The organism is Pelotomaculum sp. PtaB.Bin117 (assembly GCF_002067195.1).
GTDB classification, from domain to species: domain Bacteria; phylum Bacillota; class Desulfotomaculia; order Desulfotomaculales; family Pelotomaculaceae; genus Pelotomaculum_D; species Pelotomaculum_D terephthalicicum.
On the sequence record NZ_MVQM01000170.1, the window covers coordinates 1 to 14067 of the forward strand.

The window sequence follows — 14067 nt, forward strand, 5'->3', positions numbered from 1 at the left end:
CAACTTCTTTCATGAATAATTATACCATTTTTGGACAAAAATTTTGGACAAAAAGTCCATCTGCATTGCTGCAAACGGACTTTTTCAGTGCCCTTTTTTACAAGGGTTTTATGGTTTTACCTATCCAATTATATCACTGTGTTTCGAGTTTTGTGGAAGACCTCTCTGTTGGCTTCTACTATTTTCGGGAATGCTTATCTATTAACAATTATAGGGTTAACTCCTACACTAAAGAATTTCAACCGTTGACTGTTGTTCGTATATATTTTTCACCATTCCGGCGGCTATTTGGCGATTTTAAGAATTCCTTCTCTTAAGCCCGTCAGGCGGCAACGCTTACTTCCTGATACGCTACTTCGTCAAAGGAATGTTCCGCTAAAGCAAAAACTTATAGTCTCTTTTCCCGCTAATAATGCGCCGGATTTCCACTGTCTCGTTGTCCAGCAGAACGTAGAACACCAAGTAACTATCGACTATCAGAATACGATATCCTTGCCGGTTTAATCTTCGATTTTTGGGTATCGTACCGATCAGTGGGAAGTCTTCAAACTGTAAAATGCTCTGCTCGATATTTTCAGCCAGCTTAAGAGCGGCAGTAGGATTATCGTTAGCGATATAATCAACAATTTCGGCCAGATCCTGCTCTGCTGCCTCAGTGATACTAATTAAATGCTTAGGCATGGATACGGCTCCTTAAGCTTGCCATAACATCACGGAACGGGCGACTTTTTCCGGCGCGGCTTTGTTCTTCGGCCTCATCCAGCTTGTCATAAAGGTCTAATAGGGCTTGCTGTTCTTCAAAAAGCTGCTGGCTCATGATGACTAAATGCCCGTTACCGTTCTTGGTGATAAAAACCGGCTTCTGCTCTTTTATGCAAATCTCCTCAATCTCTGGAGTTTTGTTCTGCAAATCGGAAACGGGACGAATTATTGGCATATCGAACACCTCGCAATAAATTTTACATTATCATTATATCATAATTTTGACAAAAACTAGGTGTGCCGAAGAAGTGGTAAAATCGAAAGTCCATTATCATGTTACTAGAATTCATTGTACGCGAGAACCACTTATTTTTCCTTATTATCAAAACATAATATCTGCTCATTAGTTAAGATGTCTAAAAGGATTTCCTGCTCCACCTTTCTATCGTTTTTTTCCATAGCTTCCATTAACTTTATTAGTATCGGGTTATCTACTTTAAGATTTTGCAACAGGTGCTTATCTCCAGATGATAGATAGCCTTCAGAATAAACTACCGCACAATCCTTCCTTTCATACAACCCCCGCCTTAAAACCTCTTCAAAGATTGTTTTGTTCTCTACTATTAAAATAGTCTCGGCATTATTTATAAGAACCACAAATTCTTTTATACACTCGTCTGACAGAAAGATCGCTGGAAAACCCCGGTAAGAATAAGTGAAATCTCCCGATATCCAACAGCCGGTGGCGTGGGGGTAAATCCCTAGTGGTCTTGTCTTTCCTTCGCCCTTTTGTATTTCTACGCACCGTACCGGCGGTGCTTTGTACTGGTTGCCCTATTTAAAAATACTCCCTTCATAGTAACAATTCTATTATTTTCAACTGCCTACTACAAAGGGAGCATATCATGAAATTAAAGAAAGGGGTTGTTTTTTGAGCAGAACCCTTTTTTGTCTTCTATGCAGGCGCAAGGCTGTCCTCCCGTTTACTTGGCTTGAGCGAGATAGGTCTGGAAGGTCAGGGACCAATTTCCCACATAATATTGTCCCAAAGCCCATTCAGCCATGATGACTTCTTCGCCCTCTTGTAAGGGGATCCTTTCCAAAGGGTGTTCTTCCAGGTTTCCCTGATACATTCCATAAACAATAATTTCTTTGTTCGTGACCACCAGCGCCAGATCTTTATTCGGTGAAATTAAGACATCAATCGCATTGGGAACATGATTTTTCACCCGGGACCAGGGGATATTTAGCTGATTATAGAAGACGACTTGGCTCGGCGCCAGGAGATCAATATCGTAATCCGCCGTTACCAAGACATTGTTTTGGGGATAACTTAACCGGCCTTTAAGGATCCAATATCCCTTTTTTCTGGCCAGGCCAAAATTCTCTTCATCCGCCGAACCCGCCTGTTTCACTTGGAGTTGCTCCAGCAGGTTTTGTTTCCCCTGTTCCATGGGCGTAAGCGCACCTGGTCCGGCCAGATCGGTAATCTTCACCGCTTTCATGCCAGGCAAACTATCAACGGTGAAGATGTGCAGCTTACTTTCCTCCTTGATGCTGCCGTCGCTCACGGATGTTTGTTTTACCGTTTCTTCGATGGAAACATAATCATTACCGATATAGTGAATCCGGCGGTGAATATAACCTTCCTTTTCCTCCCAGCTTGAAGAAGCCAGGGACGGTTCGAAATCTTTCTGTTTTTCCTCTCCTAAAATATGCTCAACGATTAAAAAATCCTCCTCTTTTTTCTCCTCTTTTTTTCTGACAACCTCAAGCTCATAAAAACCGCTTTTGCGAGGGAAGACAATCACGTTTGTCGCTAACACAGGGGCCAGTTTTTGATCTTCCAGGGCCAGCCAAAGAGTGCGGTAATGTTCACCCTGACGACCCTGCCGGTCCTGATCAGAAGCGCGCAGTCCGAGCAGGACACCTGTATGTCTACTGGCGGTTTCTGTCAAGTTGCCGATTTCCAAGATATCCGTGGTCTCGGAGGAAGAGAAGACCGTGGCGTCCACATCGTCGGAGATTTTCTTGACCAGATAGCTGTTGTTAAAAAGAGTCAGTAACAATTTGTCGTCATCTTCCCGCAGCAATTCACACCAAAACAAATGATTGTCGGAAAGGGTGATTACCTCAATTTCCGGGTTTCCAAAACGGAATTCCTCCGGTAAGGCATGCTGCTGAGAGAGCAGGTAAGTTTTCGCCTCGACTCTTTTTACTCGATAGCGGGGATGGGGCAAAAGATACTCACCCAACAACACATTGCTCTCCGCAAAATAAAGGTTTTTACCTACCCAATTTTGGGCAAGTTCCTGGTTGGCGGCCGTACTCTCCTTCAGGAGGGAAACGATCTGCCAGGTGCCTTGCAGGGGTGGCTGTCGATTTTGGGGAGGGACCAGCCTGAGGGTAAAATCTGCATTCCGGCCGATAAAGCCGCCGGCCTGGAGGCCTAGAAACCCTACCAGAAGCAATAAGAGAAAGATAGCTCCCCATACTTTCTTCACTTTACGTTCACCGCTTCCCGGAGAGGTAACGTAATGGTAATGCGTGTGCCCTGGCCAACCCTACTATTGATCTCCAGTTTTCCCTGCATCAGCCGGATAATTTCATCAGAGATAGAGAGGCCGATCCCATTCTGCGATTTACTGGATTTCCCCTTATAAAACTTCTCTTTCACTCGGGGGAGCTCCTCTGGGGCAATCCCGCACCCATTATCCTCAATATAAAAGTAATAACACTCGTGATCGGAGACGGCGGTCAGGGAGACTTGCCCGCCGGCAGCTGTAAATTTGAAAGCGTTGTCCAGCAGATTCAGCAATACTTGCTTCAAGCGGTTTTCATCGGTGTAAAGGAAAGGGTTATCAGCCGCATACCCGACCTGAAAATCTATTTCTTCCCGTAAAGCTCTGGGAGCTAATTGGATCCGCAGGTTTTCACAAAGGTCCGCAATATTCACCTTGTCTTTTTTTAAGGTAATCGTCCCGGATACAAATCCGGAGAAATCCAAAAGCTCGGTCACCATATGGGTTAGCCGGTCACTTTCCTTTTCAATAATGTCCAGGCCGTCCTGTAAGAGCTCTTTGTTTTCATAACCCTGTCTGAGCGTGACAGCCCACCCTTTAATCGAAGTTAAAGGTGTGCGTAATTCGTGGGAAACCGAGGAAATAAAATTATTTTTTAGTGCCTCCTTCTTGATAATCTCACTGGCCAGGTAATTTAGCGTGGCGGCGAGTTTCCCGATTTCATCTTGTGACTTATGGGCGCTTTTCACCCGAAAGTTCCCTCTGGCCATTTCTTCCGCGACTAGGATTACTTTCTTGAGCGGATCCGTAACGGTCTTGGCTAAAATAATACTCACCAACCCGGAGAAAAGAATGACCAGCCCACCAAAAGACAAGTATCTGTAAGCGATGTTCCTGATTTCTTCGTTTACTTCCCTTAAGGAAGCGACAAACCGTAAGACCCCCACCTGCTCTTTCGCTACCACGATCGGGCACGCGGCAGCCATGACTTTTTCCGTATCGTAGGGAACGCGCCCCACCCAAAGCCCTTGCTCTCCCTTCAAGGCCTGCCGGACATCATCCATTTCCGTAACAGAGTCGGCTAGGTAGCCCAGGGAATTCATTAAGACGCGGCCGTCCATATCAATGATTTCTACCTGAGCCGTTACTTGTTTCCAAAATGTATCCATATCATTGAGGACATTTTCCTGCAGGGTCGCATCGGAAAAGTACCGGACATAGAGATCCGTAGAGGTTTGCAGCCGGTTTACCAAAATGTTTTCCAAATTTTTATTATAGTTCTGCCGGATGCTCGAAATTAAAAAAAATTCCAAAACGAGCACAGTAATCACGATGATGAACATAAAATTCAAGATAACTCTACTCTTGATACTTATAGGTGCTCCCCTCCCCCTTCAACCGGTAGCCCACTCCCCAGACTGTTTCTATCCACTGGGGAGCAGAGGGATCTTCTTCCAGCTTTTCCCGTATTCTGCGGATATGGACATCCACTGTTTTCAGATCACCAAAATAATTCCGTCCCCAAACGCCATTCATGATTTCGTTCCGGCTGAATGCTTTCTTGGGATTGCTCAGGAAGACTTTCATGATGGCAAATTCCGTGGGCGTTAATTCTATTTCCCGGCCACTTTTATAGAAATGCTGCCCTTCCAGATCCAGCATGAGCCGCCGAAAAAAAATACAATTTGTTTTTGCAGGAGGAGGACCGGGCAGTTTGCGCAAATTAGCTCGAATTCTGGCGATAAGCTCCAAAGGGTTAAAGGGTTTGACCATATAGTCATCGGCTCCCAGATCCAACCCCATTATTTTATCCATATCCTCCCCTTTGGCCGTTAACATGATAATCACGATCTGCGGCATCAGCCGCCTGATCTGCATACATACTTCAAAGCCGTCCATGGATGGGAGCATTACATCTAAAATGACCACATCAGGGGTAAAGGTTTTGGCCATCTCCAGGCCTGTTTCCCCGTCCTCAGCCTCGAGTACCTCAAAATTATTTCTATGTAAATTAATGGCGATAAATTTCCGGATAGAGATTTCATCTTCCACGATCAATACTTTCGCCTGGTCTGCTTGCATGGAGGCTCACTCCCACACTTCTCTTTTCCAGGCTATTGTACTATAAATTTAAAGCCATTTTCCAAAGAATTTTTTTTTTGGCCTAAACTGTAACTTTTTTGTAACCAATCTTAATGACTTTGTAAATCAATGTCGAATGAAAGGGAATAAAATGAAAGAGAAAACAGATTGTTTTTTTGAATTTTTTCCGGAAGGGAGATTCCCGCGCTGTGGAAAGCAGTTCTTACAGAAGACAATATTCTTCTTCGCCTCCGGCGTATTTTCGCCTTGCGCTGGTGCTCCTTTTGCTTGCTGTGGCCTTGGGCGCCTTGGCTGCTTTTTTCCGTCCGGCTTATACCAACGGAATGCAGGACAGCAGTACGCCCGCAACGTCCCCGGAGGCCGGGTCCCCACCGGCGGAGCAGCCCATCACCGGGCCTACAGCATCAGCGCCAGACCGGCGGGATGAGGTTCCGGTTCCCCCGGTGGCCGGTGCCTATGATTATAGCCGACCCGTGCCGGCAGCTGAAGTTGCCGTTACGGACGACTACTTCCAGGACAGCGTTTTTATCGGCGACTCCCGGACCAAAGGCTTCCAAATGCTCAGCGGCCCCCGGAAGGCCACCTACTATACTTCTACCGGCTTAAAGGTGGATACGATCTTAACCAAGCCGGTGGTGAAAGCTGCCGACGGCAAAAAAACGACCATTATGGAAGCTTTGCGCCAGGAATCATTTAAGAAGGTCTATATTATGCTGGGCATCAACGAGCTGGGCTGGGCTTACAGCGACTTGTTTATCAAAAAATATGGTGAAGTCATTGCGGAGATCCAAAAAATTGAGCCGGAGGCGGAAATTTACCTCCAGTCCATCCTCCCGGTCTCCGAGCAAAAATCCCAAAGCGATCAAGTTTTTAATAATACCAACATCAGCAAGTATAATGGGTTAATTCGACAAATGGCCGCGGAAAAAAGCCTTTACTATCTGGACGTGGCCCAATGTGTTCTTGATCAAGAGGGAAACCTGGCCAGTGACGCCTCCACCGACGGGATCCACCTGAATAAAGATTATTGCGATCGCTGGCTCGCTTATCTTAAGCTTCATTATGTTGCTCCATAACAATTTTTGCTGGGGGAGAGTGGTGTGGAAATGCACAGGACGGGTGGCTTGTTGCTTATGGTGTTTTTGGTGATCATGATGGCTCTGCCTGGCTGCAACAAGGCCGATACTGATTTTACTTTGGATGTGGATGCATGTGCCGAAACACTCCGGGAGACCATTGCCTTTCAAGACACCCTGACCGCCATTAGCGACCAAATGATCGCCGTTATTTATCCCATCGACGCGCAGGATGTCGTAAAACAAAAGGTGTATGTCAGCAGCGGTGCGACTGCAGAAGAAATTGCGGTTTTTGAGGCTGTAGATGTTGCCGCCGCCCAAAGAATTGAAACTGCTGTTTGGCAACGAGTCGCCGACCAGAAAACAAGTTTTCAGGATTACGTGCCCTCAGAGTTGCCCAAACTTGCCGACCCTTTTCTTTCGGTGAACGGCAAATATGTCATCCTTTGTATTTCGGGCCACAATGAAGCAGTAAAAACGGAGTTGAACAAGCTTTTTAATAAGCAGGGGGAAAAACTATCCCGGGGCGACAAAGGACAACCATACCATGGTCTTTAGCAGCCTATTCTTTCTTTTTGCCTTTTTGCCACTCGTCTTGTTACTTTATTATACCGTTCCGCACCGTTACAGAAATTTCATCTTGTTCGTCTCCAGTTTAATTTTTTATGCCTGGGGCGAACCCGTCTATATTCTGTTGATGTTCTTTTCCACTCTAATCAACTACGCGCACGGTCTGCTGCTGACCAGGTCCGGAGAGAAAAAGAATAAGTCCCGGTTGGTCCTGATCTCCGCCCTGGCCACCAACTTGGGCTTATTATGTTTTTATAAGTACTATGACTTTTTGCTGGAGTCCATCAATAGTGTCCTGGGTACATCCTTGGCGGTTCTGGGGTTGCCGCTGCCACTGGGCATCTCCTTTTATACCTTTAAGGCGATTTCCTACATCATTGATCTTTACCGGGGCGCCGGACCTGCCCCGCGAAATTTCATTGATTTCGGCACTTATGTCTCGCTCTTTCCGCAACTGCTCGCAGGTCCCATCGTCCGGTACCAAACGGTCTCCGCACAATTAAGGCAGAGAAGGGAAGGATTTGCTGGTTTTGGGGAAGGGGTCAGGCGGTTTGTGGCCGGACTGGGGAAGAAGGTATTGCTGGCGAACAATCTGGGCTTCTTTTGGGCCCAAATTCAGCAAGCTCCGCCCTCTGAACTAACCATCTGCACAGCTTGGCTGGGGATTATTGCTTTTGCTTTGCATATCTATTTTGATTTCAGCGGTTATTCGGATATGGCTATCGGTTTAGGCAAAATGTTCGGTTTCACCTTTCCGGAAAATTTCCAATATCCCTACATTTCCCAGAGTATCACCGAGTTTTGGCGGCGCTGGCATATCTCCCTGGGAACCTGGTTCCGGGATTATGTCTATCTTCCCCTGGGAGGAAACCGCTCCGGCAAGCTGGCGCTCTACAGAAATTTGTTTCTGGTCTGGTTCCTGACGGGCTTGTGGCACGGAGCCAGTTGGAATTTTGTGCTCTGGGGGCTTTACTACGGCCTTATTCTAGCGCTGGAGAAAACTTTCCTTTTTAAATGGCTCTCCCTGGCCCCCCGCTGTCTCTGCCATGCTTACGCCGTTTTGCTGATCCTGCTGGGGTGGGTGTTGTTCGCCTTTGCTCACTTACCCGCAGGCCTTGCCTATCTGCAAGTATTGTTTGGCCTCCACGGCAGGGGATTTTGCGATCAGCAGGCTCTTTATTATCTTTCTACTCAGGTCGTTTTAATCCTTATTGCCTCCCTGGCCTCGACACCGTTCAGTAAACATGTGCAAGAAAAACTGCTCGCCAGGTCAGCAGCATGCTATTATACCGCGGCCACGCTCTCCTGTTTGATGGTGCTGCTCCTTTCCACAGCTTATCTGGTTGATTCAACCTATAACCCGTTTTTTTATTTTCGTTTTTAAACAAACAGCAGGGGGTGGCCTTATGCAACTTTTCAATAAGATCTTAACCGTCATGATGCTGACCTTCTTGGCCGTCTTCTTCTTGCTGTTTATGATACTGCCCCACCGGGATTTTTCAGAAAGGGAAAACCGTATGCTGCAAAAAAAGCCTGCCCTCTCGCGGGATAATCTGATCTCCGGCAAATTCAGCCATGCCGCTGAAGATTATCTCACCGACCACTTTGTTTTCCGGGATACGTGGGTCGGCCTCAAATCCGCCGCGGAGCTTATCCTGCAAAAAAAGGACAACAACGGCGTGTACTTTGGCCGAGACGGCTACCTGCTGCAGAAGCCGGAAAAACTCAACACGGCCTTCTTGGCGGCAAATATCGCGGCCCTCAACCAATTTGCCGCAACCCTTCCGGCTCCGGTGTATCTCCTTTTGGCCCCGACCTCCGCGCAAGTTTTGGACGACAAGCTGCCGCGGTTTGCGGCACCTCAGCAAAATCTCGACCTGTTTGCTCTGATCAAAAAGCAACTCGGCCCCGACATCCGCTTGATCGACACTTATCCGGCCCTTGCCGCGCACAAGCAAGAATATATTTATTATAAAACCGATCACCACTGGACCTCCCTGGGAGCATATTATGCCTACCGGGAGGCAGGAAGGGTGATGGATTTTCCAGCCCTGGATTTAAACGATTTTAACCTTGAACCGGCCAGCGACAATTTTTACGGCACCCTTTATTCTAAAAGCGGTCATCGTTTTCTGCAGCCTGATTCCATCCATCTCTTCCACCCCAAGCGAGAGCTTGCTTGCCAAGTCGACTACATCAATGAGCAAAGAACCGGCAACAGTCTGTATGCCAGAGAGCATTTACTGCAAAAAGACCAGTACGCCGTTTTTCTTGATGGCAACCACGCGCTGACGAGGATTACCACGCTCAAGAAAACAGGCCGGAAACTTTTGATTATCAAGGACTCCTACGCTAATACTTTAGTTCCTTTTCTCGCCAATCACTACGACGAAATTTATCTTATCGACCTGCGCTACTTCAACGCGCAGCTTAAGCCCTATCTGGAGCAATACGGGTTCAAGGAAATATTGCTGATCTACAATACCCTCTCTCTGGCCGAAGATTCTTCCTTACGTAAAATAGGGAGTTAATTAGGGGGTCAGCCCTTGACATTGGACAATGGCATAATACTTGCCTTACTCCCGGCTGTCCAATGTCAAGGGCTGACCCTTTGTACTCTTTGTACTCTTCCAGCCAGCTGTTCAAACTCTTTTTTACCAAAACCAAATCTTGTCATTTTTCCCACTCCCAGGCGTAAAGCTCCTGTTGCCGTGAAGTTTTCTTCCGGTGGAAACACGAACGTCGACCGCCTGAGAGGAGAAAAGAAGTATTTTTTCTGCAATTTTATAAAATTAAAATATAAACCAGGCAAAAAAAAATAAGTCAATTAGACAATAACAATAATTAACTTACTTCGACAAAACGTTATGAAAAGTCAAGTAATAAAAGATGCCTCTGTACGGCAAACTATCCAGGAGGTGATTTACAATGCCAAAGGATAGCCAGCCAGACAATAAAAGCGCACGGAAGAAAAAAAGCAACGGACAAACTCCAATAACACATGAAAACCAAAATCAAAATCCCAACGCGAAGAAAAAGTCCATCCCCAATGACGATGTTTGAGGTGATTATATGGCGAAAAAGGGAATGGCCCGACCTGAACGGACACATACGCAGCCACGCAATGACGCTCCTCCGGTACCCGAAATCCAGGGCAAAGCAAAACATGGTAATGAGCATGCCCGCCCCATTATTGCCGGTACGGCCTCTCCAAATCTTAAGGTTTACCATAAACTAAAAGGCGATGGCTCTGTCGGTGATCCCCAAAAATAAACCCACCTTTGGTGGGTTTTGTTTTCCTGGTGGAGCTAAGGGGGATCGAAAGGGGTTCAATGCGCCAAAATACTCTGCCATTCTCTGCGATTAAAGAGGATTCGCAACACATGGACTTCCCGCTTTTCATCATTAATAATATAGAATGCGATATAGTGCTCAACCGGGAGCTTGCGAATTCCCATCGCGGCAAACTGCTTGTCCTGAACAAGGCTGTGCCGCAAGGGCATTTGCGCTAATGTCAAAATCTGCTCTTTGATGGATCTATAAATCCGCGCGGCATTCATTGGCTCTTTCAAGGTATCCGTTATGTAATTAAGAATTGCCCGCAAATCCTTCTGAGCAGGCAATTCAATAACAATTTTATACTTTGTCAAAACCAAACTCCCTCTCGATTTCTGCGAACACATCCTCCGCAGGACGCCCTGTTCCTTTTTTAATTGACCTCATTCCTTCATCCAACAGCTGGTATAGTTCATGTCTTCCGCTTAAACGCTCATATTCGGCGTTGGATAATACAACTAAATCCCCTGTCCCATTCTTGGTGATAAATACCGGCTCATTATATTTATTGCAGAACTCTGAGATTTCATTATATTTATTGCGCAAGTCTGAACTTGGCCTAATAGTTGCCATAACAACACCTCCGAAATTATCTACTCATATTTTATCAAAATATTGATATGCAGTCAAATAAAAAGCATGGAAAGTTAGGTCAAAAAAGATGCCAGATTAGTGGTTGATAATAATTCGATAGTTTACATTGTAGTATCAGTCGCTCTTTATGAATGGTTTAACCGCCCGGAAAGAAAGGTACCCATACGTTGCATTTTTATATCTCTTAAAAACGCCGCCATTATAAACTACAATATATGCTTGATCAGAATCGGTTTCGCCTTGAGCCCAATAATAAATAATTTGAGAATAGGTATCCCAAAGAGGAGTCTCCTTATCCGGGATTTTTTCATAGGAAGCTTTTTCGGTTTTAGCATCCCAAAAACCACCGGCATTTTCATTGTGCAGCATCATGGAACGCACCGCCTCATCCACAGATTTGAGATTCGTCATAGTTCTTTTTAATATGTGTGGCTAACCTTTTTAAGTCTTTTTCAACATGAGCATATTGTGGATTTAAGATTCCATTATCTAATCTGTACCACGTATTGTTATCCAGATAACGACCATAAACAAAAATTGCATTTTCGAATCCTTTCGGTATATCTATCTTTTCTTCATCTGAGAGAATGAAATGCCCTTCTATAACGCTAAATTTACTTGGGTAAAGAGAACGCAACAGCCGAGCTGGGGCTTAGTTTAGTACCATCAAAGTGTAGATGTTAATCCATTTAAAAATGGCTTAACATTTGCACTTATTTTTCTTGCGTATAACTTGAAAAGAGCAATCAACCTGGAGGGACAAGGAAATTGATAGAAGTAATGCAGGGATAATGCATTAAATCCCTCCTTTTTTATCCAAAAAAAACCGCAAAACGCACTAAAATTTATTCGCAAAAATGCTGAAAAGCCTTGCGGCGCAAGACTTTTTAGACGAATTGTGGCGGAGGAGGTGGGATTCGAACCCACGTGCCACTTCCATGACAACCGCATTTCGAGTGCGGCGCGTTACAGCCTCTTCGCTACTCCTCCGTGTATAATTATTCAGTTTTTATGCACCTATTACTCGATTTCGAGTCGAGCGCCTTCGACCAACTCGGCCATCTCTCCGGATACTTTTTTCTCCCTCAATTCTTTAAAGAAAAGCTGGATAATAGTCCGGCATTCTTCTTCCAGGACTCCCGCTAAAACTTCAACACGGTGGTTGAAGTGTGGCTGCCTCACCACGTCTATAACCGAATCGACCGCACCGGCTTTGGGATCAGCCACACCGTAAACCAGCATTTTCACCCTGAATTGCACCAGGGCTCCGGCACACATGGGACATGGTTCAAGCGTCGAGTAAATAATAGCGTCGTTCAACCGCCAGTCGCCCAGGCGCTCTGCCGCCTCTTTTAGCGCCAGCATCTCCGCATGGGCGGAACTATCTTTTAAAGTCTCGCGCAGGTTATGACCCCGCCCGATAATTTCACCGTTTAGCACTACTATTGCGCCAACCGGCACCTCACCTACGGCATAAGCTTTTTCCGCTTCCGCCAGAGCTGCGCGCATGTAACCGGCGTGATCCAACGGCACCTGCTCCTTAAAATCCCGTGATAATTTTTCTATCTCCCACGACATCGACATTATAGCATAGTGCGCGGCTATTGACAACAACAGCCATAATCATTTGCCGTCGTCACTATTCCGCACTGTAAATTCATTTATTTTACTCGCGGCCTAAACATTGACGTTAAATTAATATGATTCCAAAGTTAGATATTGATGCGAATAATAAAAAATGGTAAAATAATATAGAAAAAGGAGGGATTTCTGTGGCTGCTGACACAATTGGCACTGTAAAAGCGTTTTTGGGTATGAAGCAAGTCAAATTGCAGCAGGATGTACAGGTGGATATCCTGAAGAAGATTATGAATCAAGAAAAGCAGGCCGCCCGAGAGATGTTGGAAACCATGCCTCCGGTTTCACCGAGTCTTTCTCATCTTGGCAATAATTTAGATATATATATTTAAACGGCAAAACGTGTTTGCCGTTTATTTTTCGTCCTCCCTTTATTTTCCTTAAAACCATTCAGCTCAAAATATTTTTATTTATCAGCAAGTTCACCCGCTGCCTGCGGCAAGTTATCCGGCGTTAAACAAGAAATCTGGTTAAAAGCGCCTTATCAGCCTTCCTTTCCAGTTGAAATAAGTCTATCCCCGGCGGAGGGATTTTATAACGCTGAATCTCATGTCGTTAAAATGAGTGAGGATTACAATAAATTTTATGGTTTTGCCATCCCGAAAAATTTCACAAAGACACAGGAGAGACAATTCTTGCGCGCACCCTATGCGGCAAACGTGTTGTTTATCGCAGACAATCTCGCCGCCCAGACCGCTTTGATAAATTTTTCAGCAGGCGGGGTAATGGTCTATCTCGTGCCTAAACTTGAGAAAACTCTGGCTTCAGGCAAAGAAATAACTATTAGTGTAAATATTGACAGCATTCCCCTGCAAATACCGGTGTATTTTTCCTGGAAAAAAAGCTACGACAACATACCTTTTGCCGGATTTATGTATCAAAAGCTGGATAATACCATGCAAGATGTCATAGCCGGCTTGGCTAAAAAAATTCAAGAAACAAATAAGCTCTTTTTCATATTGTAAATTCCCACTCACAGTTATATTCATCCGCATGGTCGTTGTCCGGATGACAAGTTAGACAACGAGTCTTGATGCGGGAGTCAACAGTGCTCGCAAAACCGGAGTATTCAATAATACCCACCGGCTTGCATGGAAAATTAGGCATGCCCTTCCACTTCCTTGTCGCTTGCACCCGGCAGGTGGTCATTCGGTAAATCAATTTATTTTCGCTTAGTTCCACAATTTCCTTTTCATTGAGAAAAGAGTACTGTCTTAATTGCAGCGCTTTTACCAGGGCGGGCAAGCCTCCGTTCGGTGGAATCTTGTGTAATTTCATGATCCTGACGGCTTCTATCTGAGCGAATCTATCCCATGCCTGGGCATCCATTTCAACAGCCTCTTCCATGCCATACTTATTCTCCACACACTGGAACCAAACACCATCGTGTGCCAGCCAGCGCTTGGACATATCCTGGACCAGTGCTATTAATTCTTCTTTACTAAATAATTCGAGCGTCTTCAAGCCATCCAACTTCATGGAATAAACCTCCGCTACAATGATCTAATTAAACAATATTATAACAT

Annotated in this window: 20 protein-coding genes and 1 tRNA gene; 8 read left to right on the plus strand and 13 right to left on the minus strand. The window is 45.4% G+C overall.

Features of this window, described 5'->3' with window-relative positions; genetic code table 11:
• Positions 1-375: 375 nt before the first annotated feature.
• The 6 genes from A4E54_RS14020 to A4E54_RS14045 all read right to left on the minus strand — a co-directional run bounded on the left by A4E54_RS14020 (position 376) and on the right by A4E54_RS14045 (position 5306).
• Positions 376-681 (minus strand): type II toxin-antitoxin system RelE/ParE family toxin, encoded by a 306-nt coding sequence (locus tag A4E54_RS14020; RefSeq protein WP_240084758.1) that lies wholly within the window; start codon positions 679-681, stop codon positions 376-378.
• A complete protein-coding gene (locus tag A4E54_RS14025) occupies positions 674-937 on the minus strand; it encodes a type II toxin-antitoxin system Phd/YefM family antitoxin (protein ID WP_240084757.1) in 264 nt (87 codons plus the stop codon). Before A4E54_RS14025 ends, A4E54_RS14020 begins: the two co-directional genes overlap by 8 nt.
• A 131-nt stretch (positions 938-1068) precedes the next feature.
• The gene (locus A4E54_RS14030; RefSeq protein ID WP_240084756.1) at positions 1069-1359 is read right to left on the minus strand and encodes a hypothetical protein; all 291 of its coding nucleotides are present in this window, start codon (positions 1357-1359) and stop codon (positions 1069-1071) included.
• Positions 1360-1685: 326 nt separating this feature from the next.
• On the minus strand, positions 1686-3206 hold the full coding sequence (locus A4E54_RS14035) for a hypothetical protein (RefSeq protein ID WP_286726478.1): 1521 nt from the start codon (positions 3204-3206) through the stop codon (positions 1686-1688).
• Complete coding sequence (locus tag A4E54_RS14040; protein WP_286726491.1) at positions 3203-4567, minus strand: HAMP domain-containing sensor histidine kinase; 1365 nt, start codon at positions 4565-4567, stop codon at positions 3203-3205. Before A4E54_RS14040 ends, A4E54_RS14035 begins: the two co-directional genes overlap by 4 nt.
• Before the next feature lie 16 nt (positions 4568-4583).
• The gene (locus A4E54_RS14045; protein ID WP_286726480.1) at positions 4584-5306 is read right to left on the minus strand and encodes a response regulator transcription factor; all 723 of its coding nucleotides are present in this window, start codon (positions 5304-5306) and stop codon (positions 4584-4586) included.
• Between the two features lie 209 nt (positions 5307-5515).
• Between A4E54_RS14045 and A4E54_RS14050 the strand changes: the two genes are divergently transcribed.
• The 4 genes from A4E54_RS14050 (at position 5516) to A4E54_RS14065 (ending at position 9504) form a co-directional block, all read left to right on the plus strand.
• On the plus strand, positions 5516-6403 hold the full coding sequence (locus tag A4E54_RS14050; protein ID WP_286726481.1) for a GDSL-type esterase/lipase family protein: 888 nt from the start codon (positions 5516-5518) through the stop codon (positions 6401-6403).
• A 30-nt stretch (positions 6404-6433) separates the two neighbouring features.
• Positions 6434-6961, plus strand: a complete 528-nt coding sequence (locus A4E54_RS14055) for a DUF4358 domain-containing protein (protein ID WP_286726492.1) — start codon at positions 6434-6436, stop codon at positions 6959-6961.
• An 82-nt stretch (positions 6962-7043) separates the two neighbouring features.
• Positions 7044-8357 carry an MBOAT family O-acyltransferase gene (locus A4E54_RS14060; RefSeq protein ID WP_353681846.1) on the plus strand — a complete coding sequence of 438 codons (1314 nt, stop codon included), beginning with the start codon at positions 7044-7046 and terminating at the stop codon, positions 8355-8357.
• A gap of 22 nt (positions 8358-8379) precedes the next feature.
• On the plus strand, positions 8380-9504 hold the full coding sequence (locus A4E54_RS14065; protein WP_240084751.1) for a DHHW family protein: 1125 nt from the start codon (positions 8380-8382) through the stop codon (positions 9502-9504).
• A 65-nt stretch (positions 9505-9569) separates the two neighbouring features.
• Here A4E54_RS14065 and A4E54_RS14070 read toward each other — a convergent pair whose 3' ends face one another.
• Positions 9570-9710 (minus strand): hypothetical protein, encoded by a 141-nt coding sequence (locus tag A4E54_RS14070; RefSeq protein ID WP_240084750.1) that lies wholly within the window; start codon positions 9708-9710, stop codon positions 9570-9572.
• Between the two features lie 191 nt (positions 9711-9901).
• Here A4E54_RS14070 and A4E54_RS14075 point away from each other — a divergent pair, with 191 nt between their 5' ends.
• Positions 9902-10036, plus strand: coding sequence for a hypothetical protein (locus A4E54_RS14075; protein ID WP_286726484.1), 135 nt, complete (start codon positions 9902-9904; stop codon positions 10034-10036).
• 9 nt (positions 10037-10045) lie between these two features.
• Positions 10046-10246, plus strand: coding sequence for a hypothetical protein (locus A4E54_RS14080; RefSeq protein WP_286726485.1), 201 nt, complete (start codon positions 10046-10048; stop codon positions 10244-10246).
• A gap of 56 nt (positions 10247-10302) precedes the next feature.
• Here the strand turns inward: A4E54_RS14080 and A4E54_RS14085 are convergent, their stop codons facing one another.
• From A4E54_RS14085 to tadA, 5 genes are all read right to left on the minus strand, one after another.
• Entirely contained in the window at positions 10303-10623 is a 321-nt protein-coding gene (locus tag A4E54_RS14085) for a type II toxin-antitoxin system RelE/ParE family toxin (protein WP_240084748.1), read from the minus strand.
• Entirely contained in the window at positions 10610-10882 is a 273-nt protein-coding gene (locus A4E54_RS14090; RefSeq protein WP_240084747.1) for a type II toxin-antitoxin system prevent-host-death family antitoxin, read from the minus strand. Before A4E54_RS14090 ends, A4E54_RS14085 begins: the two co-directional genes overlap by 14 nt.
• 135 nt (positions 10883-11017) lie before the next feature.
• Positions 11018-11275 carry a hypothetical protein gene (locus A4E54_RS14095; protein ID WP_286726486.1) on the minus strand — a complete coding sequence of 86 codons (258 nt, stop codon included), beginning with the start codon at positions 11273-11275 and terminating at the stop codon, positions 11018-11020.
• A 527-nt stretch (positions 11276-11802) separates the two neighbouring features.
• A tRNA-Ser gene (locus tag A4E54_RS14100) sits at positions 11803-11893 on the minus strand.
• Positions 11894-11923: 30 nt separating this feature from the next.
• Complete coding sequence (gene tadA / locus A4E54_RS14105; RefSeq protein WP_446676310.1) at positions 11924-12430, minus strand: tRNA adenosine(34) deaminase TadA; 507 nt, start codon at positions 12428-12430, stop codon at positions 11924-11926.
• Between the two features lie 245 nt (positions 12431-12675).
• On the opposite strand from tadA, the gene A4E54_RS14110 reads away from it, so the two are divergent.
• Both A4E54_RS14110 and A4E54_RS14115 read left to right on the plus strand, forming a co-directional pair.
• Positions 12676-12873 (plus strand): YjfB family protein, encoded by a 198-nt coding sequence (locus A4E54_RS14110; protein WP_240084744.1) that lies wholly within the window; start codon positions 12676-12678, stop codon positions 12871-12873.
• Positions 12874-13176: 303 nt separating this feature from the next.
• Positions 13177-13506, plus strand: a complete 330-nt coding sequence (locus tag A4E54_RS14115; RefSeq protein ID WP_240084743.1) for a hypothetical protein — start codon at positions 13177-13179, stop codon at positions 13504-13506.
• Here A4E54_RS14115 and A4E54_RS14120 read toward each other — a convergent pair.
• Entirely contained in the window at positions 13496-14020 is a 525-nt protein-coding gene (locus A4E54_RS14120; RefSeq protein WP_240084742.1) for a DUF6125 family protein, read from the minus strand. The genes A4E54_RS14115 and A4E54_RS14120 overlap by 11 nt on opposite strands.
• Between the last annotated feature and the right edge of the window lie 47 nt (positions 14021-14067).